General features: G+C 59.9%; 23 protein-coding genes and 1 pseudogene. 20 read left to right on the plus strand and 4 right to left on the minus strand.

Annotation, left to right across the window (positions count from 1 at the left end; all coding sequences use genetic code 11):
- Positions 1–31 precede the first annotated feature (31 nt).
- From ACOYW1_RS07990 to phnL, 8 genes are all read left to right on the plus strand, one after another.
- Positions 32–712, plus strand: coding sequence for a PhnE/PtxC family ABC transporter permease (locus ACOYW1_RS07990; RefSeq protein WP_482422381.1), 681 nt, complete (start codon positions 32–34; stop codon positions 710–712).
- Complete coding sequence (locus ACOYW1_RS07995) at positions 709–1032, plus strand: PhnE/PtxC family ABC transporter permease (protein WP_482422382.1); 324 nt, start codon at positions 709–711, stop codon at positions 1030–1032. Before ACOYW1_RS07990 ends, ACOYW1_RS07995 begins: the two co-directional genes overlap by 4 nt.
- Positions 1032–1487 (plus strand): phosphonate C-P lyase system protein PhnG, encoded by a 456-nt coding sequence (gene phnG, locus ACOYW1_RS08000; RefSeq protein WP_482422383.1) that lies wholly within the window; start codon positions 1032–1034, stop codon positions 1485–1487. Before ACOYW1_RS07995 ends, phnG begins: the two co-directional genes overlap by 1 nt.
- Complete coding sequence (gene phnH, locus ACOYW1_RS08005) at positions 1488–2099, plus strand: phosphonate C-P lyase system protein PhnH (RefSeq protein ID WP_482422384.1); 612 nt, start codon at positions 1488–1490, stop codon at positions 2097–2099.
- Positions 2090–3208, plus strand: a complete 1119-nt coding sequence (locus tag ACOYW1_RS08010; protein ID WP_482416796.1) for a carbon-phosphorus lyase complex subunit — start codon at positions 2090–2092, stop codon at positions 3206–3208. Before phnH ends, ACOYW1_RS08010 begins: the two co-directional genes overlap by 10 nt.
- Entirely contained in the window at positions 3192–4085 is an 894-nt protein-coding gene (locus ACOYW1_RS08015; RefSeq protein ID WP_482422385.1) for an alpha-D-ribose 1-methylphosphonate 5-phosphate C-P-lyase PhnJ, read from the plus strand. The genes ACOYW1_RS08010 and ACOYW1_RS08015 overlap by 17 nt, the downstream gene beginning before the upstream one ends.
- On the plus strand, positions 4075–4851 hold the full coding sequence (phnK, locus tag ACOYW1_RS08020; protein WP_482422386.1) for a phosphonate C-P lyase system protein PhnK: 777 nt from the start codon (positions 4075–4077) through the stop codon (positions 4849–4851). The genes ACOYW1_RS08015 and phnK overlap by 11 nt, the downstream gene beginning before the upstream one ends.
- Positions 4852–5075: 224 nt before the next feature.
- Positions 5076–5771 (plus strand): phosphonate C-P lyase system protein PhnL, encoded by a 696-nt coding sequence (phnL, locus tag ACOYW1_RS08025; RefSeq protein WP_482422387.1) that lies wholly within the window; start codon positions 5076–5078, stop codon positions 5769–5771.
- A gap of 361 nt (positions 5772–6132) precedes the next feature.
- Here the strand turns inward: phnL and ACOYW1_RS08030 are convergent, their stop codons facing one another.
- Positions 6133–7224: an NADH:flavin oxidoreductase gene (locus tag ACOYW1_RS08030; protein WP_482422388.1), complete on the minus strand. Its 1092-nt coding sequence runs from the start codon at positions 7222–7224 to the stop codon at positions 6133–6135.
- A 209-nt stretch (positions 7225–7433) separates the two neighbouring features.
- Between ACOYW1_RS08030 and ACOYW1_RS08035 the strand changes: the two genes are divergently transcribed.
- From ACOYW1_RS08035 to ACOYW1_RS08070, 8 genes are all read left to right on the plus strand, one after another.
- Entirely contained in the window at positions 7434–8645 is a 1212-nt protein-coding gene (locus ACOYW1_RS08035) for a methyltransferase domain-containing protein (RefSeq protein ID WP_482422389.1), read from the plus strand.
- 630 nt (positions 8646–9275) lie between these two features.
- A complete protein-coding gene (locus tag ACOYW1_RS08040; protein ID WP_482422390.1) occupies positions 9276–11816 on the plus strand; it encodes a PAS domain S-box protein in 2541 nt (846 codons plus the stop codon).
- Between the two features lie 401 nt (positions 11817–12217).
- Positions 12218–13390 (plus strand): hypothetical protein, encoded by a 1173-nt coding sequence (locus ACOYW1_RS08045; protein ID WP_482422391.1) that lies wholly within the window; start codon positions 12218–12220, stop codon positions 13388–13390.
- A complete protein-coding gene (locus ACOYW1_RS08050; protein ID WP_482422392.1) occupies positions 13330–14154 on the plus strand; it encodes a M28 family metallopeptidase in 825 nt (274 codons plus the stop codon). The genes ACOYW1_RS08045 and ACOYW1_RS08050 overlap by 61 nt, the downstream gene beginning before the upstream one ends.
- Before the next feature lie 153 nt (positions 14155–14307).
- The gene (locus tag ACOYW1_RS08055; protein ID WP_482416788.1) at positions 14308–15039 is read left to right on the plus strand and encodes a transglutaminase-like domain-containing protein; all 732 of its coding nucleotides are present in this window, start codon (positions 14308–14310) and stop codon (positions 15037–15039) included.
- Between the two features lie 103 nt (positions 15040–15142).
- A complete protein-coding gene (locus ACOYW1_RS08060) occupies positions 15143–15829 on the plus strand; it encodes an aconitase X (RefSeq protein WP_482422393.1) in 687 nt (228 codons plus the stop codon).
- Positions 15790–16407 (plus strand): aconitase X, encoded by a 618-nt coding sequence (locus tag ACOYW1_RS08065; protein WP_482422394.1) that lies wholly within the window; start codon positions 15790–15792, stop codon positions 16405–16407. The genes ACOYW1_RS08060 and ACOYW1_RS08065 overlap by 40 nt, the downstream gene beginning before the upstream one ends.
- A complete protein-coding gene (locus tag ACOYW1_RS08070) occupies positions 16404–16826 on the plus strand; it encodes an aconitase X swivel domain-containing protein (RefSeq protein WP_482416786.1) in 423 nt (140 codons plus the stop codon). Before ACOYW1_RS08065 ends, ACOYW1_RS08070 begins: the two co-directional genes overlap by 4 nt.
- 373 nt (positions 16827–17199) lie before the next feature.
- On the opposite strand, the gene ACOYW1_RS08075 is transcribed toward ACOYW1_RS08070, so the two are convergent.
- The gene (locus ACOYW1_RS08075) at positions 17200–17961 is read right to left on the minus strand and encodes a hypothetical protein (RefSeq protein WP_482422395.1); all 762 of its coding nucleotides are present in this window, start codon (positions 17959–17961) and stop codon (positions 17200–17202) included.
- Positions 17962–18347: 386 nt separating this feature from the next.
- Here ACOYW1_RS08075 and ACOYW1_RS08080 point away from each other — a divergent pair, with 386 nt between their 5' ends.
- The 3 genes from ACOYW1_RS08080 to ACOYW1_RS08090 all read left to right on the plus strand — a co-directional run bounded on the left by ACOYW1_RS08080 (position 18348) and on the right by ACOYW1_RS08090 (position 21461).
- Positions 18348–19193: a 3-hydroxyacyl-CoA dehydrogenase family protein gene (locus tag ACOYW1_RS08080; RefSeq protein ID WP_482416784.1), complete on the plus strand. Its 846-nt coding sequence runs from the start codon at positions 18348–18350 to the stop codon at positions 19191–19193.
- Positions 19194–19770: 577 nt separating this feature from the next.
- Positions 19771–20934: an MFS transporter gene (locus tag ACOYW1_RS08085; RefSeq protein ID WP_482422396.1), complete on the plus strand. Its 1164-nt coding sequence runs from the start codon at positions 19771–19773 to the stop codon at positions 20932–20934.
- Complete coding sequence (locus ACOYW1_RS08090) at positions 20913–21461, plus strand: VOC family protein (RefSeq protein WP_482422397.1); 549 nt, start codon at positions 20913–20915, stop codon at positions 21459–21461. The genes ACOYW1_RS08085 and ACOYW1_RS08090 overlap by 22 nt, the downstream gene beginning before the upstream one ends.
- Here ACOYW1_RS08090 and ACOYW1_RS08095 read toward each other — a convergent pair.
- On the minus strand, positions 21443–21847 hold the full coding sequence (locus ACOYW1_RS08095) for a rhodanese-like domain-containing protein (RefSeq protein ID WP_180140833.1): 405 nt from the start codon (positions 21845–21847) through the stop codon (positions 21443–21445). The genes ACOYW1_RS08090 and ACOYW1_RS08095 overlap by 19 nt on opposite strands.
- A gap of 26 nt (positions 21848–21873) precedes the next feature.
- The gene (locus tag ACOYW1_RS08100; RefSeq protein WP_482422398.1) at positions 21874–22581 is read right to left on the minus strand and encodes an MgtC/SapB family protein; all 708 of its coding nucleotides are present in this window, start codon (positions 22579–22581) and stop codon (positions 21874–21876) included.
- A 641-nt stretch (positions 22582–23222) separates the two neighbouring features.
- Between ACOYW1_RS08100 and ACOYW1_RS08105 the strand changes: the two are divergent.
- Positions 23223–24525 (plus strand): annotated as a pseudogene (locus ACOYW1_RS08105) (alanine/glycine:cation symporter family protein).
- Positions 24526–24586 lie beyond the last annotated feature (61 nt).

Raw genomic sequence — 24586 nt, forward strand, 5'->3', positions numbered from 1 at the left:
GGGCTTTTCGCCCTTGTGGCTGGTGGGCGGCGTGTCTATGGCTCACCGGTTCGTGGGCATCGACCCCATGGCTTTTATCGAGAAACGTGAGAATGCCGCCACCTATCTCTTCGGCCGCGAGCTCACCGAGTTCGACCGAAAGGACGCCAGGATCCAGGCGGAGAACCTTTTGAAGATCGTTGCCATGGAAGAGGCCGGAGAGGAGCTGAAAAAACGGCTGGCCCGCGCAGGAAAGGAGATGCCCCTGGGCATGGTCATGCACAAGGAGACCGAGGCCCTGGCCGACGAGCTCCTATCCAGGAAACCCGAAGCCGAGCGCGAGGCCTTTGTGGAGCGGGAATACCGCCAGATCCTCCGGGACAAGAAGGGGGGCTTTTTTCCGCCGGAGACCTCGCCTTCGGCCCTTTCGGAGTACGGCCACGGACTGGTGGAGACCATCGCCATGGCCGTGTGGGGAACCCTCTTTGCCGTGGTGCTGGCCATTCCGGCGGCCATGTGCGCCGCCGAAAACACCCTGGCCCTGCTGGTCCAGGGGGAGGGGCGGCGGCACCGGGCCCTTCGCTGGCTCTGCCACGTCGGAGTGCGGCGGTTCCTGGACTTCTGCCGGGGCTTTAACGAGTTTGTCATGGCCCTGATTTTTGTGGCGGTCATCGGTCTGGGGCCCTTTGCCCTGGGTTCTGGCACACCTTCGGCATCCTGGGCAAGGTGGTGAGCGAGGCCATCGAGGCCATCGACCCCGGCCAGATGGAGGCCCTGGTGGCCAGCGGGGCGGGGAACCTGCAGGTGATCTCCTTTTCCGTGCTGCCCCAGGTGATGCCCCTGGTGGTGAGCTACAGCCTCCTGCGGTTCGAGTCCAACGTGCGCAGCGCAACCATTCTGGGGTTCTGCGGGGCCGGGGGCATCGGGTTTCTTATGTTCGACAAGATCAACGGGTTTGAGTACCGGGAGGTGGCCACCATGATGATTATGGTCATCGTCAGCGTCAGCCTTCTGGATTATGCCTGCGGCAAGCTGAGGAGCAGATTTATCTGATGATGCAGAACACACAGGAACAACAAGAGCGGCAGCAGTGGATGGGGATCCTTGCCCGGGCTCCCCTGGCGTCCCTGGAGGCGGCCTGGCAGGAGGTGCCGGGCAAACCGGCATACACCTTCCTGCGTCCCCCGGAGACGGCCATGGTGATGGTGCGGGCCCGCACCGGGGGGCAGGGGCGTCCCTTCAACTTCGGCGAGGTGCCCGTCACCCGATGCGCGGTGCAGACCGAGACCGGCTTCAGCGGGTGTGCCTACGTCAGGGGCACCCGGGGGCGTCACGCGGAGCTCGCTGCGGTTCTTGACGCCTTGCTGCAGGACAGCAGGGCCCATGGCGAGGTGATGGCCAGGGTGGTGGAACCCCTGGCCGGTGAGCTGGCAGAGGAGAGGCGGCGCGCGTCGGAAAAGACGGATGCCACCCGTGTCGATTTTTTCACCATGGTAAGGGGAGAATAGATGCAGACAGCCATGAATTTAAACGAGATCGCCGAAGGGTTTGCCAACCCGGCCCTCGGTACCCAGAAGGTCTTCCGGCAGGTTTTGGATGCCATGGCCCATCCGGGCCGCATCATCGAGCTGGACGAGTGGGTCCCGGTGGAGGGGCTGGACGAGGCCACCACGGCCCTGGCCCTGACCCTGCTGGATTTTGAAACCTCGTTGTGGACGGATCTTCCCAGGGGGGCGTCGGCCCTTCAGTGGGTGACCTTTCACTGCGGGTCTCCCATGGGCACCTCGGTCTCCGAGGCCGACTTTGCCCTTGTCACCCGGCCGGAGTCCATGCCCCGGCTGGAGAGCTTCTGTTTGGGCAGCGAGGGGAGCCCCCATCAGTCCACCACCCTGATCCTCCAGGTGGAGCACCTGGAAGCGCGCCCGGGCAAACGGCTTATGGGGCCGGGCATCGACGGGTCCTGCGATCTGGACGCCGGGGGACTGCCCGACCATTTCTGGAGCAGTCGGAAAAACGCCCGGGCCCTGTTTCCCATGGGGGTGGATATCCTTTTTGCCTGCAACAACCGTATCGCGGCCATGCCGCGGACAACAGACTGGGAAGAGACGCCATGTATGTAGCGGTAAAAGGAGGGGAGAAGGCCATCGAACAAGCCCACGCCCTCTTGGCCGAGGAGCGCAGGGGTGATGTGTCGGTGCCGGAGTTGACCGTCGAGCAGATCGAAGAGCAGATGGGCCTTGCCGTGGACCGGGTGATGAACGAAGGGTCGCTCTGCGACAGGCGCCTGGCAGCCATCGCTGTCAAACAGGCGCAAGGGGACCTGGCCGAGGCCGTGTTTCTGTTGAGGGCGTACCGGACCACCTTGCCGCGCATCGGCTTTACCCAGCCCCTGGACACCTCAGCCATGCACATGAGGCGGCGGATCTCGGCCACCTTTAAGGACCTGCCCGGGGGCCAGATGCTGGGGCCCACCTACGATTACACCCACCGGTTGCTGGATTTTTCCCTGGAGCGGCCCCGCCAGGGAGCCAAGACCCTCCGGGTGGCCCAAGCGCCCCCGGAGCCTGCCGTGGATGACGTTTCCTGCCCCCGGGTGGCAGACCTTCTGGCCGCCGAAGGGCTCATGGCCGGTGACGAGGAAGGAGACGAAGAGCCCGGGGACATGACCCGCCAGCCCCTGGCGTTTCCTGCAGAGCGGCCCGTGCGGCTCCAGGCCCTGAGTAGGGGAGACGAAGGCTTTCTGCTCTCCATGGCCTACTCAGCCCAGCGGGGTTTCGGCTCCTCGGACCACCCCTTTGCAGGGGAGATCCGCATGGGGGAGGTGGCCCTGGAGATGGTGCCCGAAGAGCTGGGGTTTCCTGTGGTGATCGGGGAGATCACCGTCACCGAGTGCGTGATGATCACCCCGCCCGGCCCCTCGACGAAAGGGGAGGCCCCGACCCTTACCCAGGGCTACGGCCTGACCTTCGGAAGGTCCGAGCGCAAGGCCATGGCCATGGCCATTGTGGACAGGACCCTCTGCAGCCGGGAGCTGGGAGAGACGGTGGCATACCCCGCCCAGGATGAGGAGTTTGTCCTCGGCCACTGCGACAGCCTGGAAGCCTCGGGGTTTGTGCAGCACCTCAAACTGCCCCATTACGTCGATTTTCAATCCGAGCTGGTGCTCTTGCGAGACCTTCGGAAAGACCATAGAGAAGGACACAGAATCCACGATGCAATCCCCAACTGAGACCACGGCACCGGAGACGGACCAAAACGGCCCCCTGGAGGGCTACAACTTTGCTTTTCTGGATGAGCAGACCAAGCGGATGATTCGCCGAAGCCTCCTGAAAGCGGTGGCCATCCCGGGCTTTCAGGTGCCCTTCGGGAGCCGGGAGATCCCCCTGCCTTACGGGTGGGGCACCGGCGGCATCCAGATCACCGCCTCCATCATCGGCCCGGACGACACCCTGAAGGTCATCGACCAGGGGGCAGACGACACCACCAACGCGGTGAGCATCCGCTCCTTTTTTTCCAAGACCGCGGGAGCGGCCACCACCACCCGGACGGACGAGGCCACGGTGATCCAGACGCGCCACCGCATCCCGGAGACGCCCCTTGCCGAAGGCCAGATCATGGTCTACCAGGTGCCCCTGCCCGAGCCCCTGGTCTTCATCGAGCCGAGCCGCACCGAAACCGAAAAGATGCACGCCCTCATGGAGTACGGCGCCATGCAGGTGAAGCTCTACGAGGACATCGCCAAACACGACCGCATCATGACCGGCTTTGACTACCCCGTGCAGGTGGCGGGCCGGTACGTCATGAGCCCGTCCCCCATCCCCAAGTTCGACAACCCCAAGCTGGACCGCATGCCCGCCCTCCAGCTCTTCGGGGCCGGGCGGGAGAAGCGGATCTACGCCGTGCCACCGTACACCGAGGTTCGGAGCCTGGATTTTGAGGACTATCCCTTTGAGGTGGAGTCCTGGGAGATGAGCTGCGCCCTGTGCGGGGCAACGGAAAGCTACCTGGATGAGATCATCACCGACGACAAGGGAGGGACCATGCATGTCTGCTCGGACACCGATTACTGCCGGCAACGCAGGGAAGGGGGGCAAGATGGGCGATGAGGCACTGCTCACTGTAACGAACCTGTGCAAGACCTACGGGCCGCAGTTGGGGTGCGAGGGCGTGGGCTTTACCATGCACCCCGGGGAGGTCCTGGGCATCGTGGGGGAGTCGGGCTCCGGCAAGTCGACCCTTTTGGGGTGCCTGTCCGGCCAGCTTCGGGCCACCTCCGGCACCGTGGTCTACCAGGCCGCCTGCGGGGCGGTGGATATGAACCGCTCCCCGGAGCAGCTGGTGCGCCGAGTGATTCGCACGGAGATGGGCATCGTGCACCAGAACCCGCGGGACGGCCTGCGCATGCATGTCAGCGCCGGGGGCAACATCGGCGAGCGCCTCATGGCCAACGGCGAGCGCCACTACGGCGGGATTCGCCGCAAGGCCATGGCGTGGCTGGAGCGGGTGGAGATCGGGGCGGACCGCGTGGACGATATTCCCGCCCACTTTTCCGGGGGCATGCAGCAGCGCCTCCAGATCGCCCGGAACCTCATCACCAACCCGCGCCTCATCTTCATGGACGAGCCTACAAGCGGCCTGGACGTCTCGGTGCAGGCCAGGGTCCTGGACATCATGCGGCACCTCGTGACCCAGCTCTCGCTCTCCATGGTCATCGTGACCCACGACCTGGCCGTGGCCAGGCTCCTGGCCCATCGCCTCCTGGTGATGCGGGCCGGGCGCGTTGTGGAAGAGGGGCTCACGGACCAGATTCTTGGTAATCACCCCCAGCACCCCTACACCCAGCTGCTGGTCTCTTCGGTTTTGGCCCATTGAGTTGCTCTTAAGACCTCTACCATTTTTCGGCGGTGCAAGCGCACCCTACCGCATACCCTCGGCTGCTTCTATGGGTAAAACGGTTGAAAAAACGGCCGAAATGGAGCGCCGCACTCCAGGGGACAAGGGGCAAAGCGCATTTTCAAAATGCTTTGAAGGGGGTACACCTTGCCGGGTTGTACCCTGCAGGCACACGCTTTGGAAACATGACAGGGAGTATATGTATGGAATGGGTTGTCAATATAGAGAAAATCAGGAAGACCTTTTGCCTGCACACCCAGGGGAACGTGACGATCCCGGTCCTCGATGAAGTGAGTCTTTCCCTTGCACCCGGGGAAGCCGTGGTCCTTGAGGGACCGTCCGGGGCAGGCAAGAGCACGTTGTTGAAGCTGGTCTACGGTAATTACCGCATGGAGACCGGACGGGTGTGGGTTCGCCACCAGGGGCAGGTCGTTGAGATGGGAGGGCTTACTCCCATGGAGGTGGTGGCGGTGCGCAACACCACCATCGGGTATGTGAGCCAGTTTCTCCGGGTGATTCCCAGGGTCTCGGCCCTGGACGTGGTGATGGAGCCTATGCTGGGGCGGGGCATGCCGTCAGATCTTGCCGGGCAGAGGGCCCGGACCCTGCTGGAACGGCTTAGGATCCCGGAGCGGCTCTGGGAGCTGTCCCCCACCACCTTTTCCGGGGGCGAGCAGCAACGCATCAACATCGCCCGCGGGTTTGCCGTGCCCTACCCGGTGATGCTCCTGGATGAGCCCACCGCATCCCTGGACCCGGCCAACACACGTACCGTCTGTGACCTCATGGAAGAGGCCAGGAAGAACGGCACCGCGTTTCTGGGCATTTTCCACGACCAGGGCGTCCGGCAGCAGGTGGCCACACGGAGCCTGGCCATGGCTCCGGGGCAGCCAGGTTAAAGACGCCTCCGGCGGCCCTGCCGGGGGCCAAACTTTTGAAAAGTTTGACAAACATATTTCAAAGCACTTGACGGGCCATCTCATGGAAGCCACTTAGGCCAAAAATCCCCTGGCCGCCGCGGTAGGCTTTTCCATGCATTTTAACCATAGAAGGCAGTGCGGTTAAATCGGCAATGGGCAAGTAGCGACAACGTATCCTGTGACGTCGAAGCTTGTGAGCCAGCCCGCACAAACCATTAGCGTTTATGTCGGGCGCAGCCCGAGCCGAAGGCCATTGCGCTTTGCCGAGGAACGAAGGGCAAAGCGCAATGGCAATAAGCTTTCGAGGTGGCTCACCTCGCCGCCGGAGGCTGCTTTGACGCTACGCCGCCTTTTCCCGGTTCTGGATACAGGAAATCCGCGCGCCGAGGGTGAAGCACTGGCCGCAGGAGGTGCAGCGGGGTTTGACGGTTTTGTCGGCCTGCCATTTGTTGATGAGGTCGGGCTCGCAGAGCAGGGGCCGGGAGAAGGAGAAGGCGGCGATATCGGTGTCGGCCAGGAGCTGTTCCATGGTGGCCGTGGAGCGGTTGCCGCCCACGAGGATCACCGGGGTGTCCACGGCTTCGGCAATGACCCGGGCGTAGTCGCTGAAATAGGAATCGTTTGCGGAAAGAGTCACCTCATAGGTGGTCTCTTTTTCTGTTTTTGGGGCACGGAACACGGGGCCGCCGCTGATCTCGATGCCGTCGATGCCCATGGCGTCCAGCTTTTTGCACAGGGCCAGGCACTCTTCAAAGGTGAACCCTTTGGTGCCCATGAAATCCGAGCAGTTGAGTTTGATGAGCACGGGGAAATCCGGGGCGGTTTTCTTGCGGATGTTCTCGAAGACATCAAAGATGACCCGGGCCCTTTTTTCGCTGCTTCCGCCGAAGACATCCTCCCGCCGGTTGAAGAAGGGGGAGAGGAACTGGTTGAGGAGGTAGCCGTGCCCGGCGTGGATCTCCACGCCGTCAGCTCGCCTGGCAGCGTCCCCAAAGGCCTCGATGAGGGTCTGGATGTCCAGGGGCGTCATCTCCTTGGGGGTGACACCGGAGATTTTGTTGGTCACGGCGGACGGTCCCCAGATCTCCCTGTTTTCCGTGTCGAACCAGGTGAAAGAGCCGCCGTAGACAAGCTGGAGGAAGATCTTGCTGCCGTTGTCGTGCACCATGTCGGTGAGGGGCTTGTACGTGTCCACGAAGGTGTCGTCGTAAGCGCCGAACATCTTGGGGTTGGGCTGCTCGTCTTTCAGTACAAAGGCGTAGCCGGTGATGATGGCTGACGCCCCACCTTTGGCGAGGTCCCTGTAGAGGTCCATGACCTTGTCGTTGATGTGACCGCTCTCGTCGGCGATGCCCTCCCAGGTGGCGGAGCGGATGCATCGGTTTTTCAGTTCAAGGTTGCCAAGGCGAATGGTGTCGAACAGTTCCTTCATGGTTCCTCCTGACATGCATTGGGTGGCCCCGCCGGTTTCACCTGAGGTGCTGCGAGGCACGTGGGATGATCCTTATTTATTATGGTATCGCTATGTTCCGGGTGTCTTCTCCCGGCGATTGGCTATATACTGGAATCCATGGTGGCTATAGCGCCTTGGAATAATTATTTCAAGGTTTACTGAACTTTTCCTTGTTTGGGAGGCATGGTATGGGCGAGCCAATCCTTGAAGGGGATGCGGATGTGGAGGTCATCCTGAAGTGGGTCAGCGACGACGCCTGTCACACGGAACGCCTGTTTATTCCGGCGGTGAACGTGTGGCGGGACATCATCCCGGCGGCTCTGCGCCGCGGCATGAAGGGCTGGCAGGTGGGAGAGACCCTTCGCCATGCCTTTGAACCCGGTGAGTTGCTTCCGTTGAGATCAGGGGAGCTGGTGAGGACCATCCCACGCCGTCAGGTCTCGCCTCCTCCCCAGGGGCTCCCCTTCGGGATTGTTCCGGGATTTTTCCTGCCCCGGGGTGTGGCGTCCGGGGCCCTGGGCGTTTTTCCCCAGGACATACGCCCCATGCAGGTGCTGGAGGTCACCGAAACGCGGGTGACCCTGGATCTGAACCACCCCCTGGCAGGGCTTCCCCTGGACCTGGGCATTCGCCTTCACCGCGTCGAGGAGTCGAACCGGTCCATGGCCGGGCGTTGCCGTGAGATAGCAGAATCCGTCACTGGTGACGGACCCGGTATGCAGGCGCTGTTTCAAGCTCCCGACCTTTGCGTGGACGGAACCCCGCTGCAACGGCCGGAGGGGCCGGATGATGCCGTATTTTATGCCTCGCCCCGACTTGTGCAGCATCTGGACGCCGAGGCCGAGGGCCAGGTGCGGGCCCTTTACGGCTGTCTGCTCACCGACGGCTCGGACGTTCTGGACCTCATGGCCTCCTGGGACTCCCATTTGCCGGACGCTTTAGGGTCCTGTCGGGTCACGGGGCTGGGGATGAACGGCGAGGAGCTCGACCGCAATGCCATACTGGGGGTTCGTACCGTCCATGACCTCAACGCCCGTCCCGTGCTTCCCTATGACGACGCGTCCTTTGATGCCGTGGTGTGCACTGCTTCCGTGGAGTATGCCATCCATCCCGTGGCTCTTTTCAAAGAGGTTGCCCGGGTGCTCCGGCCCGGCGGGCTCTTTGCCCTGACCTTTTCCGATCGCTGGTTTCCTCCCAAGGCCACCCAGCCCTGGCCCGAGATTCATCCCTTTGAGCGTATGGGGCTTGTCCTTGAATATTTTCGTGCCGCAGAGGCGTTTACCGAGTATCACACGGAAAGCCGCCGGGGCTGGCCAAGGCCGGTGTCGGATCCCTATTTCCCGCAAAAGCGGGAGGCGGATCCCCTGCAGGCTGTGTGGGGACGGCGACGGGCCGGGTAGCCCGGCTCCCCCGAAGGGTGAGAAAATCAAACAACACACCCTGATTTGCATTTTGCATTTTCAAAATAGCTGACATTTTTTCTATAGCATTTTGAAATCATGTGGCTTTCATTTTGGCTGTTTGTTTTTTTATGAAATATCCGGGCAGGGCATGGCCCTTCACCATGAGGTCGGCTGAAGAGGAAAATCGAAAAAGTAGTATTGTTGATGACGTCTACATGGCGGTTTATTAAACGCAGGGTCGTACGTAAAGTCAGCTCTGTTTATGCCTTGCGGTGTTTCCGTGTGAGGAATTGTGTCAATCTTCTTGCAGAAAGTAAATTTGCCGGTGTATAGTAGGAAAAACAGTGTTTTTTTGAGGCCCCTTTGAGGGGACCCCGTTCCCCCCTTCAGTGAGATAGATGTAAAAAATAGTACAGTCGTACAAAAAAATCGGGCCAGGGCCCTTCGCCAGGTGGCCCGGCATATCATCGAAGACACGTCATACCAGCACACGCAGCATTTTTTCTATGAGTCACCAGGCTTGAATGAGCCGTCGTATCCATATCATGATCATTTTTCGTCGGGGCCGATGCGCGAACTCCGGAAGTGCAGTCGTATCACTTTGAACACCATGTGCGAAAGGGAGCCATGAAGGAGTACTCACTATTCAAGTCCGTTTTCAACGTCACCCCGATCATCATCGGAATCCTCTCCTGTGACGGGACCTTTCTCGAATACAACGAGTCGTTGAAAAAAGTCTCCGGCTACGCTGACGACGAACTCAGGAACCTTTCCATCCGGGACATCATCGCACCGGATGACTATGAGGAGGTGGCGAAGAACTTTATGTCACTGGTTCGCGGCGAGCTGGCCTCCCTTCGGATGACCCGCCGGTTCATCTGCAAGGGTGGTGATGTGTTCTGGGCGGATGTCTCATCATCGCCCATCTGCGGGGGGGACGGCGAGGTGAGGGCGGTGACGTGCACCGCCTTTGACATGACCCGCCAGAACAACATGGGGGTGGCCTTGAGGCAGCGCACCGAGTCCCTTGAGACACAGTTCGAGAAACAGGGCGAGGCCGTGGTGGTTCTGGACGAAGAGATGCGGATCCTCAGGGTCAATCGGATTTTCGAGGAGGCCTCCGGGTACAGCGAAGCGGAGGCGGCCGGAGCGGGGGGGCTTTCGCAGTTCATTCACCGGGAGGATATGGAAACCCTGAAACGGTATCACAGGATGCGTCGTGAGCAGCAGGGCGGTGTGCCGGAGGCCTACCCGTGCCGCCTTATCGACAGCAAGGGTGCGATTCGTGAGCGCACCGTCAAGGTCTCCATGATTCCCGGGACGGGCAGGAGCCTTGTGGCCATCAAGGGCTGCATGACCGAGGCGCCCGCCACCCCTCCGGCACGAAACATGGACGAAATTTTCCGATTGATCGCGGAGAACTCTACGGATGTCGTCTTTATCACCGACCTCGATCTTGCCGTGACCTATGTGAGCCCTTCGGTGAAGCGGGTCACGGGGTACACCCAGGAGGAATTCAAGCTGTTGAAGCTTCAGGAGTTTTTCTCCGAAGAATCCTATCTCCGGGCAAAGCAGATGCTCAAGGACGGACTTCTGGGCGAGTACAACGCCCACGTGCCCACTACGATATGCTGGCACAAGGACGGCACCAGCCGGTGGATCGAAACCATCACCAAGCTGATTCTGACGGAGTACGGCCATCCTGTGGGAATTACCGGAGCCTCCAGGGATATTACGGAGAGGAAACAGGCCGAGGAGGCCTTGCGGCGCAGCGAGATCAAATACCGCATGCTCACCGAGGAGATCAAGGACGTGGTCTTCGGCCTGACGCCGGATTTGCGGATCGACTATATCAGCCCGGTGGTCTCGGAATTCAGCGGGTATTCGCCGGAGGAGATGACCCATACCCATGTCTCCCAGTACCTGGACAATGCCCAGGAGCTCGATACAGCCATCGTGCTTCTGGAGCAGGCCTTCTCCGGCAACGCCACCTCCACCACCTACGACTTCCGGTTCCGGGCCAAGGACCGACCCGACTTTTACGTGGAGGTCTCCTGCAACCCCATCTCCGAGGGGGGAAAGGTGATTCTCCTTCAATGTGTCGCCCGGGATGTCACCCAGCGAAAGCAGGCCGAGGCGGCCCTGAAAGAGAGGGAACAGCAGCTGAGCGTGGAAAATATCTACCTGAAGCGGTCCATCCAGAAGAGCGAGCGGTTCGGTAACATCATCGGTAAGAGCGAGGCCATGCAGCGGGTCTACGAGTTGATCATCCAGGCGGCGTCGTCCCCTGCCAACGTGGTGATTTCAGGGGAGTCGGGCACGGGAAAGGAGCTGGCGGCCCGGGCGATCCACGACATGAGCCCCAGGGCCGACAAACCCTTTGTGCCGGTGAACTGCGGAGCCATACCGGAGAGCATCATCGAAAGCGAGTTTTTCGGGTACAAGAAGGGGGCCTTTACCGGGGCCATATGTGACAAGGCGGGGTTCCTGGACCTGGCCGACGGCGGGACCCTTTTCCTCGACGAGGTGGGTGAGATAGGCCTCAACATGCAGGTCAAGCTGTTGAGGGCCCTTGAAGGGGGCGGCTACACGCCCATCGGGAGCAACCGGGTAAAGCACGCCTCTTTTTCCATTGTGGCCGCCACCAACCGGGACCTTACAGAGCTGGTTCGCATTCGGAAAATGCGGGAAGATTTCTTTTTTCGCATCCATGTCATTCCCATCCGCCTGCCTCCGTTGCGTCACCGGGCCGAGGATATCCCCCTTCTCATCGACCATTTTTTCATGAAGGCGGGGACGGACAAGCCCCTGCCTCGGATCTCCTCCAAGGTCAGGCGGTCGTTCATGGCCTATACCTGGCCGGGCAACGTGCGGGAACTTCAGAATGTCCTCAACCGATTTCTTGCCCTGAACAAGGTCGACTTTACGGGTATGCCCGGAGGGGAGACATCCATCGCCCCCGGAAGGGCCAGGGTCGATACCGTATCGGGTGGCGATTCCTGTACCCTGGCTTCCCAGGTGGAGCGGTTTGAAAAAGAGATCATTCAGAGTCACCTGAACCGGTACCAGTGGAACCGGAGCCGGGTGGCCCAGGTCCTTAAGATCGATCGGAAAACCCTGGCATCCAAGATTAAGAAATTCAAGATAGCTCCCGTGGATGAGGAATAATTCCCCAATTTACGGAATGTCTCCTCTTTGCAATTTAAGCAATAAGAAAAATCGAATAATTGACGGCTCGCAGAGAAAGGGTGGGGAAATATTCCCCGCCCTTTTTTTTGTTTGAGTACGAACAATGTTTTCCTTTTCTCCTTACTTGCCGCGGTTGAGTTGTTGCGTGCGACAGGTGGCATACTCTGTGCAGTAATCCAAGCAGTGTTCGGAATGCGAAACCACTCATGCGTATCGCCCGGGGCAGCAGGCGCCGAACCGATGTTTTTCTATCCCTTGATACAGCTTGAGCAGAACATCCGGGGCTGATGTGCTCGGTGGCAATGTCTCCAGTCTCTTTGTTTGAATCGTTTTTTTAAGGAATATCAACCTACTATACTGTGAATTTCAAGGAGGAATGCATGAAGAAGAATGTCCTGTGGCATCTTGCGCTGGCCCTGTTTGTTTTCTTTGTATCGCCGGTTTTCGCCGACGATGCCGGAACCGAGGTTGTTCAGGAATGCCTGGAGTCCCTGAGCAAGGTGGCCTCGCCTGCCAATGTCGTGGCCAGCTCCGGGCGCTTTGAAAACAGGGTAAGGCTTCAGTGGGACCCCGTTGCCCGCGCCACCGGGTACAGCGTGTTCAGGGCCCGTAACGTGGCAGGGCCTTATTACCCCATCAGCCCTGTATTGAAAGATGCGACCTTTGACGACACAAAGGCCGACGTGGGGAAGTACTACTGGTACAAAATCATCGCCTGGCGTTACATCTTCCACAGCCCGGCCAGTGAGCCCGCCAACGGGTGGGCTGCCCTCTTCATGCCCAGCGGGGAGGAGACCACCGTGGAGCTGCTTACCCGGGTGATCATGGACATTCCTCACTTCATGCGTATCAAGAAAGCGGCCTCAGAAGTGGAAGAGACCCTGCCCGAGCCCATCGACACCGACGCCTACCTTCCTTCCGGAGACGAAATTTTCTCCTATGTCGAGCAGGTGTGTGCCACCGAGCATCGCAGGATCGGCTCCCCTGAGGCCCGGATCGCCGAAGAGTACATCATCGGCGAAATGTCGGCGATTCTGGGGGCGGCAAATGTGGGTGTCGAAGAGGTTGAGTGCGATGTCTACAAGGCCGAGTCCTGGAATCTCCAGGTGGAAGAGGACGGTGTGATGACGGAGTTTCCCGCCTTCTATACGGTGAACACGGGCATGGTCTACGGGGAGAAGCCCAACGGTGGGTCCGTGACGGGCTCCATGGTCTGGGCCGGTAAGGGCACCCGGGAAGAGTTCGACAAGCTGGGCAACATCCAGGGCAAGATCGTGGTGGCCCAGTGCCCCTTTCCCTCCTTTCCCGTGGGGCTCATCCAGATGCTCTATGACGACGGGTATTACACCTCGGATCCCACCGGGTCTTTCAACCTGCTGACCACCCAGGACCTGACCTTTGTGCGAAGCAACTTTCCGGCGGAGTATACAGAGGAGAACAATCCCAACTCGGTCTACTGGCTCGCCAGCGACCGGGGTCAGGACTCGTGCTGGTGCTCAAGGACCATCCCTTTGACATCAACACCCACTGGGGCCCCTATGCGGGCAAGATGAAGGCCATGCCCTGCATGTATGTTTCCCATTACAAGAACGACCGCATCAAGGCCCTTGCCCAGGCCGGGGGCGACGCCACCCTGACCATCACCGGGAGCCTGGAGCCGGGCCACGGGCGCAATATTTACGGGATCCTGCCGGGGCAATCCGAGGAGACCATCATCATCAGCACCCACCACGACTCGGCCTTCAAAGGGGCCACCGAGGACGGCACCGGCGTGGGCATGGTCCTTGCCATGGCAGAGACCTGGGCCCAGGTTCCCCCGGACCAGCGTGAAAAGACCCTGCTCTTTATCACCACCACGGGGCATTTCTACGGGGGCAAGGGGTCCCGAACCTTTGCCCATACCCATGCGGAGGACCTGTTGAAAAATGCCGTTCTGGACATCAACCTGGAGCACCTGGCGGCCCGGAACTACGTGGACGACGGGCAGGGCAACGGGGTGTTCCGCAACCGCAGCAGCAGGCTCTCCATCGTCTTTGTCAACGAAAACTACGAAGCCATTGCCACGGCATCTCGGATGATGAAGCGCACCGAACCGGAGCGGACCCTGCTGATTCCTTCCACCCTCCTGGGACCCGTGCCCCCGGGTGAGGCCGGGCATTACCATATGTATACGGGGGTCGACTTCATTCACTGGATCGGCCAGCCCTATTACCTTCTTACCTCCGACGACACCCTGGACAAGGTGGATGTGGCCCAGCTCCGTCCCCTTGCCAAGGGGATTTCAGGCATGATCGGCACATACATGAAGATGGATTGACGGCAGGGTCCCGCCCGGCCTCTGCCCCAGGGCCCCTTTGCCCGGTGAATCGCGATGTTGCTGTAGCGCACCCGCTCTGACTCCCTGCAGCTCCCGGACCGGACAGCCCGGGAGACTGCGCAGCCTTCATTCAAATCACAGGAGACCGATACCATGACAGAACCCGAAGAGTTTTCACTGTACCTGAAGCCCACCTTTTTCATTGACTCTGACTGCGTTGAGATTGCGGACTACGCCCGGGAAGCGTGCCGGGGAGCCTATACCGACCAAGAGAAGGCGATTCGTCTGTTTTACGCTGTCCGGGACGATATCAAGTACGACCTGTTCGGCTACGAGATCAATCCCCTGTACATGAAGGCCAGCAATATCCTGAAAAAAGCGAGCGGGTACTGCGTGTCCAAGGGACTGGTCCTGTGCGCTGCGGCCAGGTCCGTGGGGATTCCCGCCCGCATGGGGTTTGCCGATCTTATCAACCACCAGACCCCCGCGAAAATCACCGAGCTACTCCAGACCGACGTGTTTGCCTTTCACGGGTTTGCCGAGATCTTCCTGGAAGGCAAATGGGTCAAGGCCACTCCCTCCTTTGATTTGGGGCTGTGCGAAAAATCCGGGTACTACATCCCGGAGTTCGACGGCATCCATGACACGACCTATCCGGCCTACACCCTCTCGGGAGAGAAGCACATGGAGTACATCCATTATTACGGAAGCTTTCCCGACCTCCCCGTGTACGATCTTCTCGATTCCGTGAAAAAGCATTACCCCCATTTTTTCAGCAATGGGATGGACGTGACCGTGGACAGCCTGGTGGAGGGCCTGGGCCTGGATATCCGGGACGTGGCACCTGAAAAGAAGCTTCTCTGTATCCCTCCGAGGGCCGCATGACCGGTCTCGGGCGGACCACGTGCCTGTGCTGCGGGGCTGAAGCGCTCCAACCCGCACGGGCACACACCTGAAACGTTCTGTGATACCTGAATTCGAGGTTTTTATGCTTTTAACGGAAGAAGAGAGAAAGATGCTGGGGGGCGAGTTCGGCCCCGGAGTCCAGAAGGCCCTGGCGTTTCTGGTTGAATACGGGGAGGCCTTTGACGCTCAGCGGCTGGTTCGGGTGGACAGCGCCCATATTCTGCCGGATCCCGTGCACATGCTTCAGGAGCTCATGGAAGGGGTGGATGTTGTGCCGACCCTGTCCACCATTCACTCCCTGTCTCCCCTTGCCGCCCGATGGGTGACGGAGCTCGGGCTTCGGGAAGACTCGGCGGGTCCGGTGATCCAGGACACGGCAAAGGCCGTGGAACTTTACAAGGGGCTGGGATGCTTCATGACCTTGAGCTGCGCCCCCTACCTCATGGGGAACATACTGAAAAAAGGCAACGTTTTTTCCTGGGCGGGGTCTTCCGGCATCATCATCAACAACTCCCTGTTCGGGGCCCGGGGAAACCGGGATTCAGGCATTGCCATGACCTGTTCGGCCATCACCGGCCGAACCCCCGAGTTCGGGCGCATACGAAAGGACGAGCGCTATGCCGAGGTGGTGGTGAAGTTCCAGAAAGTGGATACGGCAAAGCTCTCGGAAGCCGAGCGGGCGCGATCGGTTACCACGTCGGCGCACTGGCCGAAACACGGAATGTGGTGGTGGACGGGCTGCCGCCCACCGTTCCCTTTGAAAAACTGAAATACCTGCTTTCTCCCATGCCTGTCTCCGGGGCGGTGAGCCTCTGTCATTTGACCGGGATCACGCCGGAGGCCCCGAGCCTTGAGGCGACCCTGGGCAACCGCAAGCCCGATATGACGTTGAGCCTTTCGCCCTTTGAGCTGAAAGATGCGGCGGCCCAGCTCTGTCATTACACAGCCTCGGATGTGGAGGTGGTGGCCCTGGGGTGTCCCCATCTGACCATGCGCGAAATCAGGGATATCGCCATGCGACTGGACGGGAAACGGGTGTTCGACGGGGTGCGGCTGGTCCTGGCCACCAACGAGGGGGTGCTGGAGCTGTGCCGTCGCATGGGGTATGTGGACACCATCGAAAAGGCCGGAGGCCTCGTCATCACTGATTCGTGCATCGCTGTGTTTCCCTTTGCCCACATGAAGGAACCTGTATCCCGCGTGGCGACCAACTCAGCCCGTTGTGCCCATTACCTGCTTCGCGGGGGGGCCGGCGAGGTGGCCGGGGGAAAGGTGATGGATACGTACTACGGCAGCACCGGTCAATGTATCGATGCGGCCCTTACCGGAACATGGGAGGAACGATGAACATCAAAGGACACACCATCAAAGAGGGATGCGTGGAAGGGGAGGCACTGGTCCTGAGCATGCCCTTCTCCTTTCTGGGGGACTTCGACCTTACCACCGGCAGGCTCAACGACCTGCACGATCAGGCCGGAGCCAATATTTCCGGCAAGATCCTTGTGTTTCCTTCAGGGCGGGGTTCCACCACAGGTGCCCTCATCGGGTTTTACGCCTGCCTGTTCAAAACAGGGCCCCTGGGCATGATCGTACGGGAGGCGGAGCCCGTTGTCGCCATCAGCGCCGTCATGAACAACATCCCCATGATGGATCGCCTGGACATCGACCCCATGGCCGTGATCCGCACCGGGGACTGGGTCTGCCTGGACGCCACCAACCGGGTGGTGAGGGTGGAGAAGAACATGACGTTGAGGGAGGCGGGGTAGGGGCGGGGAAAGCAGGGGAAACAGGAAATAGTGAATAGGAAATAGTGAATAGTGAATAGTGAATAGGGAATAGGGAATAGTGAATAGGGGATAGGGAATAGGGAATAGGGAATAGGGAATAGGGAATAGGGAATAGGGAATAGGGGATAGGGGATAGGGAATAGGGAATAGGGAATGGGGAATGGGGAATGGGGATGGGGGGCCTCTGGGCCATCGTTTCGGTCATCAAGGGTGTTCTTGATGACACCGTTTCAAGGGCCGATAGCGCGGTAGGGTGCACTCTGTGCACCGTGTTCGGGTCATCCAAGATTTCGATTTTACAGAGGTATTCGGGATATGACGGGGTTTTTACCTTGCCGCCGGGGGTTGTTTTTCATTGCTTCAGCAGGCGCCAGGCGATGGCCTGGGCGAGCACGGCCACGGCCAGGGAGAGGAAAAAGGCCTCAGCCATGGGAAGGGCCGTGATCGTTCGGTTCAGGGCCATGCAGAAGGCGGCAAAGGAGTAGAGACCAAAGACCATGCCCCGAAGGAGTTTTACCACGTATCCCGTGCCCTGCTTCCGGTGGGAGAAGACGGCCAGGATGGAGCCCATTACCGGAAAGGTGGCGGCAATGCCGCTTGCCCGGGGGCCGATGGTGGCTGAGGCCCAGGTGACGGCCAGCACCAGGATCACGGCGGCGATCATCCTGTAGGCGAGCTCATGGGGGTGGGAGACCGAAGTCGGTGCCCCGGGGGATGTGGCCGGAAACAGCCTCGGGGAGAACCACAGCACGGCCAGAATAAGGGGAAGGCCGATGCCAAGGGGAGGAAACCAGGCCAGCAGGAGAAGGGCCGACAGGGTGTAGGCCAGAAGGGCAAGGCCCAAGGCAACTGGCCAGTTGAACCGCGTGGCGCTCCAGGCGTAGGCCAGGTAAAAGGCGACAAAGGCCAGGACCCCGGACAGGGTTCCGGTGGCTGCGTTTCCGGCAAAGGCCGGGCCGTGCTCCAGGGCAAGAAAGAGCAGGATGGGGCCGGAGATCACCGGGAAGGCGGAGAGCCATCCGGCAACCAGGGCACCCCAGCGTTTTCCCGCGTAGGTGACGGCTGCGATGATGCCGGGGGTGAGGATGAGCTTGAGACCGAGGGTGGGTTGCATGGGCAATACCCGGACGGCAAGTCAGCATTAATACCGGCCGCACGGTCACTGGCGGTCCGGCGCCAAGGGGGACATGACAATGCCGTCCCCCGTGCGGGCATTCATGACGAGGGTTTACGACACTTCGCGCGTGGGGTCAAGGGGCGTCGTGATGAAAAAATACGGTGCTGTTCCGGGGGGATGGGCGAGGGAACATGGATGCCCTGTTGCGCCCGGCATGGAAAGGTGGGGGACCGATCGTGCTTTGTCTGATAACGACGTTTCGAAAAGAGTACAATATGTCTTGACGTGATCGGGTTTGTCGGCTTACGTTAACGTGAAGTTTAGCTTTGGCCAGAAGGTTGGTTTTTTTGTGAACAGACCGGATTTCCGAAAGGATAGAGACCATGAGCAAGGTGACGCGAGTCGGGATTGTGGGAGCGGGGATGATGGGGGCTGAGATTGCCCTGTGTTGCGCGCAAAGCGGCATGGATGTCATTTTAAAAGAGGTGAGCCAGGACCTGGCGGACAGGGGCAAGGCGGTTGCAGGCAAGATCCTGTCACGTGCGGTGGACAAGGGCAGGCTGGATGGGACGGAAAAAGAGAATACCCTTGCCCGCATCGAAGCCACGGACATGTATGACGGGTTCGACGAGGTGGACCTTGTGATCGAGGCGATCCTGGAAGTGCCTGAAACCAAGCGGGCCCTCTTTGAAGAGCTGGACGTTTTGTGTAAGCCCGAGTGCGTCTTTGCCTCCAACACCTCATCCATCTCCATTACGAAACTGGCCGCCGCGGCCCGCCCCGATCGGTTCGTGGGGCTCCACTTCTTTTCTCCGGCCTCGGTGATGAAGCTGGTGGAAGTGATCCCCGGGCTTGTCACCTCCACGGCAACCGCAGAGTTTGCCATGGGATTCTGCCGGGCCATCGGCAAGGAGCCGGTGAAGGTGAAAAATGTGGAGGGGTTTGTGGTGAACCGCATCCTCCTGGCGCTGATGAACGAGGCCTACAGGCTCCTGGACGAGGGGGTCGCCACCAAAGAGGACATCGACACCGCATGCCGTCTCGGCCTCGGTCACCCCGTGGGTCCCTTTCGCCTGAGCGACAACATCAGCCTGGATCTTCTCGACAAGGTCCATACCATTCTCACCGATACCTACGGCGACCGGTTCAAGACCCCCGGGATTTTCCGCGAACATCTCGACGCCGGGCGCGTGGGGCGCAAGGCCGGCAAGGGGTGGTATGACTACTGATCCCCGGACCCGTAGGTGGTCTTGCCCTTATCTTGCCTGCACGCGGTATTGACACGCGTTTCAAAATCAAGAAGAATACCCTGTAAAACCGTTACCAGTGTAGCCCGGATATTTCACGAGTCGAGTGCACCCATATTCAAGGCATCAGAGCTGCAGAAGTCGTGGTTTTATAAAGTCGGAATAACGGTATAGATGGGTGCACTCGGCTCGCCCGAAGGGTGAGAAAATCAAACAGCAAACGTTGATTTACATTTTGCATTTTCAAAATAGCTGACATTTTTACTGTAGCCATCCGAAATCATATTGCTTTCCTTTTGGGTGGCTGTTTTCTCATGAAATATCCGGGGTAGGAGACACATGCCTTTACATACCATACGATTTCTCTCTCCGCCTCCTCCGCAGACAGCCTGAATTTTTTTGGCGTTCTCTGTAGAGTGAGTGGCGATGGCTCCTGATTTGCCCGGTATCCGGGTGTGATTAAGAGAACGGGGGCCGTGCGTGAAATCCGGGCCCCCGGCCATCCGTCCGCTCTGAGTGTGGACTTTCTGCTGATATGTCAGCGGATAAGGAGGATGGTATGGCTCGATTTCAATCGGCTGTTTCGTTGAATGTCTCTGTGTTTTTTCTGATGGTGGGCGTCGGTCTCACCGTTTCATCGTCTTCCGCCCGAATGGCTGCCCTGTCTGGATCGTATTCCGACGTGGGGTGCCTTGCCTCGTGTTTTGCCCTTCCCTTTGTGTTGCTTCAGGTCCCCATGGGGACCCTTGCCGACCGCTATGGCTGCACATGGTTTTTGGTGGCCGGGTACGCGGTCTGCGGTTTTGCGGCCCTGGCCTACGGCCTGGCCGAAACCCCGAGTATTCTTTATCTGGGACGGTTTCTCCAGGGGGTGGGGGAGGTGCCTGTCTGGGCCCTGGCCCCGGCGCTGCTCTCCATGGATTGGGCCGAAGGCAGGGGGAAGATCCTGGGCCTGTACAACGCATCCATGCACCTGGGGTTGACCGCAGGAGGGCTCCTGGGCCTTCTTTTGTGTGACAGCTGGGGGGGCACCGGCGCCTTTTGGTTGCTTGCGGCAACCGGTTTTTCGGGTGGGATCGTGGTGCTTTTGGGCGTGGAGAAAAACGAAGGGACCGGGAGTCCCCGAAGCGGGGGCTGGCACCTGACATCGGCGTGGGCCCTTGTGGCCACCCGGGAGACGCGGGCTGTTTTCTTCGGCGTTGTTCTCTACGGATGCGGTTACGGCGTGTTTCTCACCGTGATTCCCATGTCCCTTGTGGCGGGCCGTGGGGGTGGGGAGAATGCTGTGTCGCTTTTTTTCGTCCTGTTTTATGTTGCCGTGGGGCTGGCCCAGTTTATGGGCGGCGCCTTGTCCGACAAAGCCGGACGCGTGGCGACCATGATCCTGGGGCTTATCCTGGCGGGGAGTTGCCTGCCCCTTGCCGTCTGGGCCAGCGGCCCGGCCCTTTTAAGCTCTCTTGCCATGGCCGGGTTCGGGTTGGGTGTTTTCTGCGTATCGGCCATGGCCGCTTTGAGTGAGTCGGTTCCGATCTCCCGCAGGGGGACCGTCTCCGGTGCGTTTTACCTGGCCTGGGGGACGGGGTTTTTTACGGGGCCGATGCTGCTGGGCACGGCTTCGGACCATGGCGGGTTTGGCGCCGGCCTGCTCGTTTTTTCCGCGTTGATCCTGGGCAATGCCGGTGTGCTGGCTGCCGGTTTCGGATGTGGCCGGGCTGTGGCCTGACCGGTTTTTTCTGTTCAATCGGTTCCTTTGCCGTGGTGGTGACGTATCACCTTGGCGCATGGACTATCTATACAGTTTTTAAAGGAGAGAAGACTCAATCGACAGGCGATTCACCCTGTTTCTGCACGCCGGATGTTGACGCATGCCGCGCGTTTTATCGAAAACACTTTGCCGCTTCCATCGCCTTTGATTGCGGCTGGTATCTGAGCCTTCGCTTTGGATCGGATGGCCCCACAGTTCAGTTTATGGAGCCCCGGGACGACAGGCCTGTCTTTGGCGGAGCCGGGGTGGTCCTGAACTTCATGGTGGAGGATGTGGACGCCGAGCATGCGCGATTGACAGGGGAGGGCCTTGCCGTCCTGAGTCCCCTGGAAGACCACCCCTGGGGCGACCGCGGGTTTTCCGTGGCCGACCCCATCGGAAGTTGTCCCTCACTCTATAAAGAGATCGAGCCCACGGAAAGAGACAAGGCGATTCTCAGGGGAGTAGGTCCCGAGCACAGCTGGCATCATGGCCCCAGGCGGTAGAATCGTCCTGGGGTCATGGCTCCGGCCAGCTCGTCCAGGCGTCCTTTGAGGGCCTTGATCTCGTCGAAGTCCTGGGTTCGGAGGAAGGCGTAGGCCATGGCGGCCCGAAACCCGGAGACGCAGAAGGTGATGATGAACTTGTCCCGGGGGAGTTCGTCCACACGGTCGGGAAGCTCATGCAAGGGGATGTGCCGGGCAAAGGAGAAGGCCAGGTGGTCTTTCTCCTCCCGGGTTCGCACATCCAGAAAGAGGAAGTGGTCGTTGCCGATGAAATTTGCGGCGTCGTCCACGGTGATGCCGTATTCCCCTGCAACGAGAAATTCAATGTCCATTTCCCGGAGCACATCGGCAAGGGTTGGGGCGGCGAACAGGTCGTCTGGGGCCATGGTCACCTCGCTTGGTCTATGGTGTGTTAAATTTTGTACCACTTGATGGAGTTGAGCATGATGGGGCTCTCCTCCAGGGCGTCGATGATATCGTAGGATCGCTTGTCCACGTTCCCCCGGGATGAGAGCTGGAGCCCCAGGGTGAGGCGGGTGACGCCCGTGTCGTAGTCTTTCAGAAGTTCCGTGGAGATGATTCGGAGCCCGTTTTTCTTCATCACCTCGACGGCCCTTTCCGGCTTTTCCCCTTCGGGCAGGGAGAGGGTCAGGTTGCGGTAGACATCCTTTTTATAGAACTGCTCCACGTAATTGAGTACCGACAGGGAGAAGAGGGCGATGATCGTGGTGGCCACGGAGAGGATATACAGCCCGGCCCCTGCGGCCATACCGATGGCGCAGGTGATCCAGAGGCAGGCCGCTGTGGTGAGCCCCCGCACGGAGAGACCGTCCTTGATGATGGCCCCGGCCCCCAGAAAGCCGATACCCGTGACAATTTGTGTGGCGATGCGCCCGGGATCCGTGACCCCCGAAAAGGCCTCGGGCTTGAGGACGCCGAAGGTGGAGACCGCCGTGGAGAGTGTCATGAACACCGCGGACCCGGCGCAGACCAGCAGGTGGGTCCGAAGGCCCGCCTCCCGTCCGTGGATGTCCCGTTCCAGCCCGAGCAGCCCCCCTAAGGCGGCGGCCGTCAGGATGCGAATGATATACGGCAATGATTCGTTCCACATGTCCAGCATCGATGTCCCTCGTTGTCTATGTCTGTTTTTAGTGCGAAAACTTTTATTGTATTCCATTTTTCTAATTGAGGGTATGTCTTTTTTGCATGTGTCAGTAAAATAGGCCGTGAGCGTGCCTGGGAGGCGGCCATGCCAAGGGCAAGGCGGGGCGTTGCATGGAGGTGCTGCTTCGGGTGTCCGTGGGGGTGAAACCGAGAATAAGCGTAAGGTTGCCTGTTGTTAAGCCATCGGGGCAGGGCCAGGTGCCGGTCTGTTCAGCAAGGAAGGAACCTTGGCTAAGGCTTGATTTGGCGAGGGATTTCCATCCCTTTTACGTGATTGCAATTTAGGGTGAATCGTACTATATTCCGGGCCGAAATATGAACGTATGAATGAGCGGGAACGGCATTACCCACACACATACACGCACGAACGGGGCGGCTTGGACGCCAATGCCCGGGCTCGTGCGTTTTTTTGTTTGTCCATGCCATCGACGGGAAGCCGGTCCCTGTTAAACTCACAAGGAGCAACGCGTGTTAAACACTATCATCAACAACCTGAACGGCTTGATCTGGGGCTCTGTCCTCATTTATCTTCTGATCGGCGTGGGGATTTACTTCACCCTTCGCCTGGGATTCATCCAGTTTCGCCACTTCGGGCACATGTTCTCCGTGCTGAAAAAGAGCCGTCAGGCGGACAGCGCCGGGATTTCATCCTTTCAGGCCCTGTGTACAAGCCTGGCCGCCCGTGTCGGCACCGGTAACCTTGCCGGCGTGGCCGTGGCCCTCACCCTTGGGGGGCCCGGTGCCATCTTCTGGATGTGGCTGGTGGCCCTGGTGGGCATGTCCAGCGCCTTTGCCGAGAGCACCCTGGCTCAGCTTTACAAGACCCGAGACGACGCCGGTAACTACCGCGGCGGCCCCGCCTACTATATGGAAAAAGGTCTGGGCATGCGCTGGATGGGTGTGCTCTTCTCCATTTTTCTCATCATCTCCTTCGGCCTGGTGTTCAACGCTGTGCAGGCCAACTCCATTGCTCAAGCCATGGATGTGGCCTTCGGGGTGTCCCCTGCGGTCATGGGGGGAATCCTCGTGGTCCTCTCCGGCATCGTCATCTTCGGCGGTCTTCGCACCATCGCACGGGTGGCCGAACTCATCGTGCCTTTCATGGCCCTTGCCTATTTGATCCTCGCCCTTTGTGGTGGGCTCCCAGATCGAAAAGCTTCCGGATGTGATTTCTCTGATTATCAACAGTGCCTTCGGATGGGACAAGGCGGTCTCAGGTGCCCTGGGGTACACCGTGGCCCAGGCCATGATGAACGGCATCAAGCGCGGCCTGTTTTCCAACGAAGCGGGCCTGGGTTCCGCTCCTAACGCAGCTGCTTCGGCCACGCCTTATCCTCCCCACCCCGCCTCCCAGGGGTATGTCCAGATGCTGGGCGTGTTTGCCGACACCCTGGTGATCTGTACCGCAACGGCCGCCGTGATTCTCGTCTCCGGTGCCCTGGAGAGCAACTCCGGCATGAGTGGCATCGAACTGACCCAGAAAGCCCTCTCCTCCGGCGTTGGGGACTGGGGCAACGCTTTTGTGGCCGTGGCGATCTTTTTCTTTGCCTTTACCTCGGTCATCGCCAACTACTCCTATGCCGAGACCAACCTCATCTTCCTTGAGCGAAACCACCCCGGTGGCCTGACGGTGTTCCGGTTTCTCGTCCTGGGCATGGTGATGTTCGGCGCCGTGGCCGAGCTGCCCATCGTCTGGTCCATGGCAGACCTCTCCATGGGGTTCATGGCCCTGACCAACCTGGTGGCCATTGTGCTTCTCTCCGGCGTGGTGGTGAAGCTGGCCAGGGATTACAACAAGCAGCTCAAAGATGGCAAGCTGCCTACCTTTGATGCCAACGAATACCCCGAGCTTCGTGACCAGCTGGAACCGGGGATCTGGGACGGGAACAGCGACAAGTAACAGTCATTGGCCCCTTTCTGCCGTTTCGGCGAAAAGGGCCTTTATTTCAGCGCCCCGCCAT

It is taken from the genome of Desulfoluna sp. CYM3A, from assembly GCF_056829965.1.

Excerpts from the sequence above, each read along its gene's own strand:
- phnG (WP_482422383.1), top strand. The coding sequence starts at position 1,032 with ATGATGCAGAACACACAGGAACAACAAGAGCGGCAGCAGTGGATGGGG.
- phnH (WP_482422384.1), top strand. The coding sequence starts at position 1,488 with ATGCAGACAGCCATGAATTTAAACGAGATCGCCGAAGGGTTTGCCAAC.
- ACOYW1_RS08010 (WP_482416796.1), top strand. The coding sequence starts at position 2,090 with ATGTATGTAGCGGTAAAAGGAGGGGAGAAGGCCATCGAACAAGCCCAC.
- ACOYW1_RS08015 (WP_482422385.1), top strand. The coding sequence starts at position 3,192 with ATGCAATCCCCAACTGAGACCACGGCACCGGAGACGGACCAAAACGGC.
- phnK (WP_482422386.1), top strand. The coding sequence starts at position 4,075 with ATGGGCGATGAGGCACTGCTCACTGTAACGAACCTGTGCAAGACCTAC.
- phnL (WP_482422387.1), top strand. The coding sequence starts at position 5,076 with ATGGAATGGGTTGTCAATATAGAGAAAATCAGGAAGACCTTTTGCCTG.
- ACOYW1_RS08030 (WP_482422388.1), bottom strand. The coding sequence starts at position 7,224 with ATGAAGGAACTGTTCGACACCATTCGCCTTGGCAACCTTGAACTGAAA.
- ACOYW1_RS08035 (WP_482422389.1), top strand. The coding sequence starts at position 7,434 with ATGGGCGAGCCAATCCTTGAAGGGGATGCGGATGTGGAGGTCATCCTG.
- ACOYW1_RS08040 (WP_482422390.1), top strand. The coding sequence starts at position 9,276 with ATGAAGGAGTACTCACTATTCAAGTCCGTTTTCAACGTCACCCCGATC.
- ACOYW1_RS08045 (WP_482422391.1), top strand. The coding sequence starts at position 12,218 with ATGAAGAAGAATGTCCTGTGGCATCTTGCGCTGGCCCTGTTTGTTTTC.
- ACOYW1_RS08055 (WP_482416788.1), top strand. The coding sequence starts at position 14,308 with ATGACAGAACCCGAAGAGTTTTCACTGTACCTGAAGCCCACCTTTTTC.
- ACOYW1_RS08060 (WP_482422393.1), top strand. The coding sequence starts at position 15,143 with ATGCTTTTAACGGAAGAAGAGAGAAAGATGCTGGGGGGCGAGTTCGGC.
- ACOYW1_RS08070 (WP_482416786.1), top strand. The coding sequence starts at position 16,404 with ATGAACATCAAAGGACACACCATCAAAGAGGGATGCGTGGAAGGGGAG.
- ACOYW1_RS08075 (WP_482422395.1), bottom strand. The coding sequence starts at position 17,961 with ATGCAACCCACCCTCGGTCTCAAGCTCATCCTCACCCCCGGCATCATC.
- ACOYW1_RS08080 (WP_482416784.1), top strand. The coding sequence starts at position 18,348 with ATGAGCAAGGTGACGCGAGTCGGGATTGTGGGAGCGGGGATGATGGGG.
- ACOYW1_RS08085 (WP_482422396.1), top strand. The coding sequence starts at position 19,771 with ATGGCTCGATTTCAATCGGCTGTTTCGTTGAATGTCTCTGTGTTTTTT.
- ACOYW1_RS08090 (WP_482422397.1), top strand. The coding sequence starts at position 20,913 with ATGTGGCCGGGCTGTGGCCTGACCGGTTTTTTCTGTTCAATCGGTTCC.
- ACOYW1_RS08095 (WP_180140833.1), bottom strand. The coding sequence starts at position 21,847 with ATGGCCCCAGACGACCTGTTCGCCGCCCCAACCCTTGCCGATGTGCTC.
- ACOYW1_RS08100 (WP_482422398.1), bottom strand. The coding sequence starts at position 22,581 with ATGCTGGACATGTGGAACGAATCATTGCCGTATATCATTCGCATCCTG.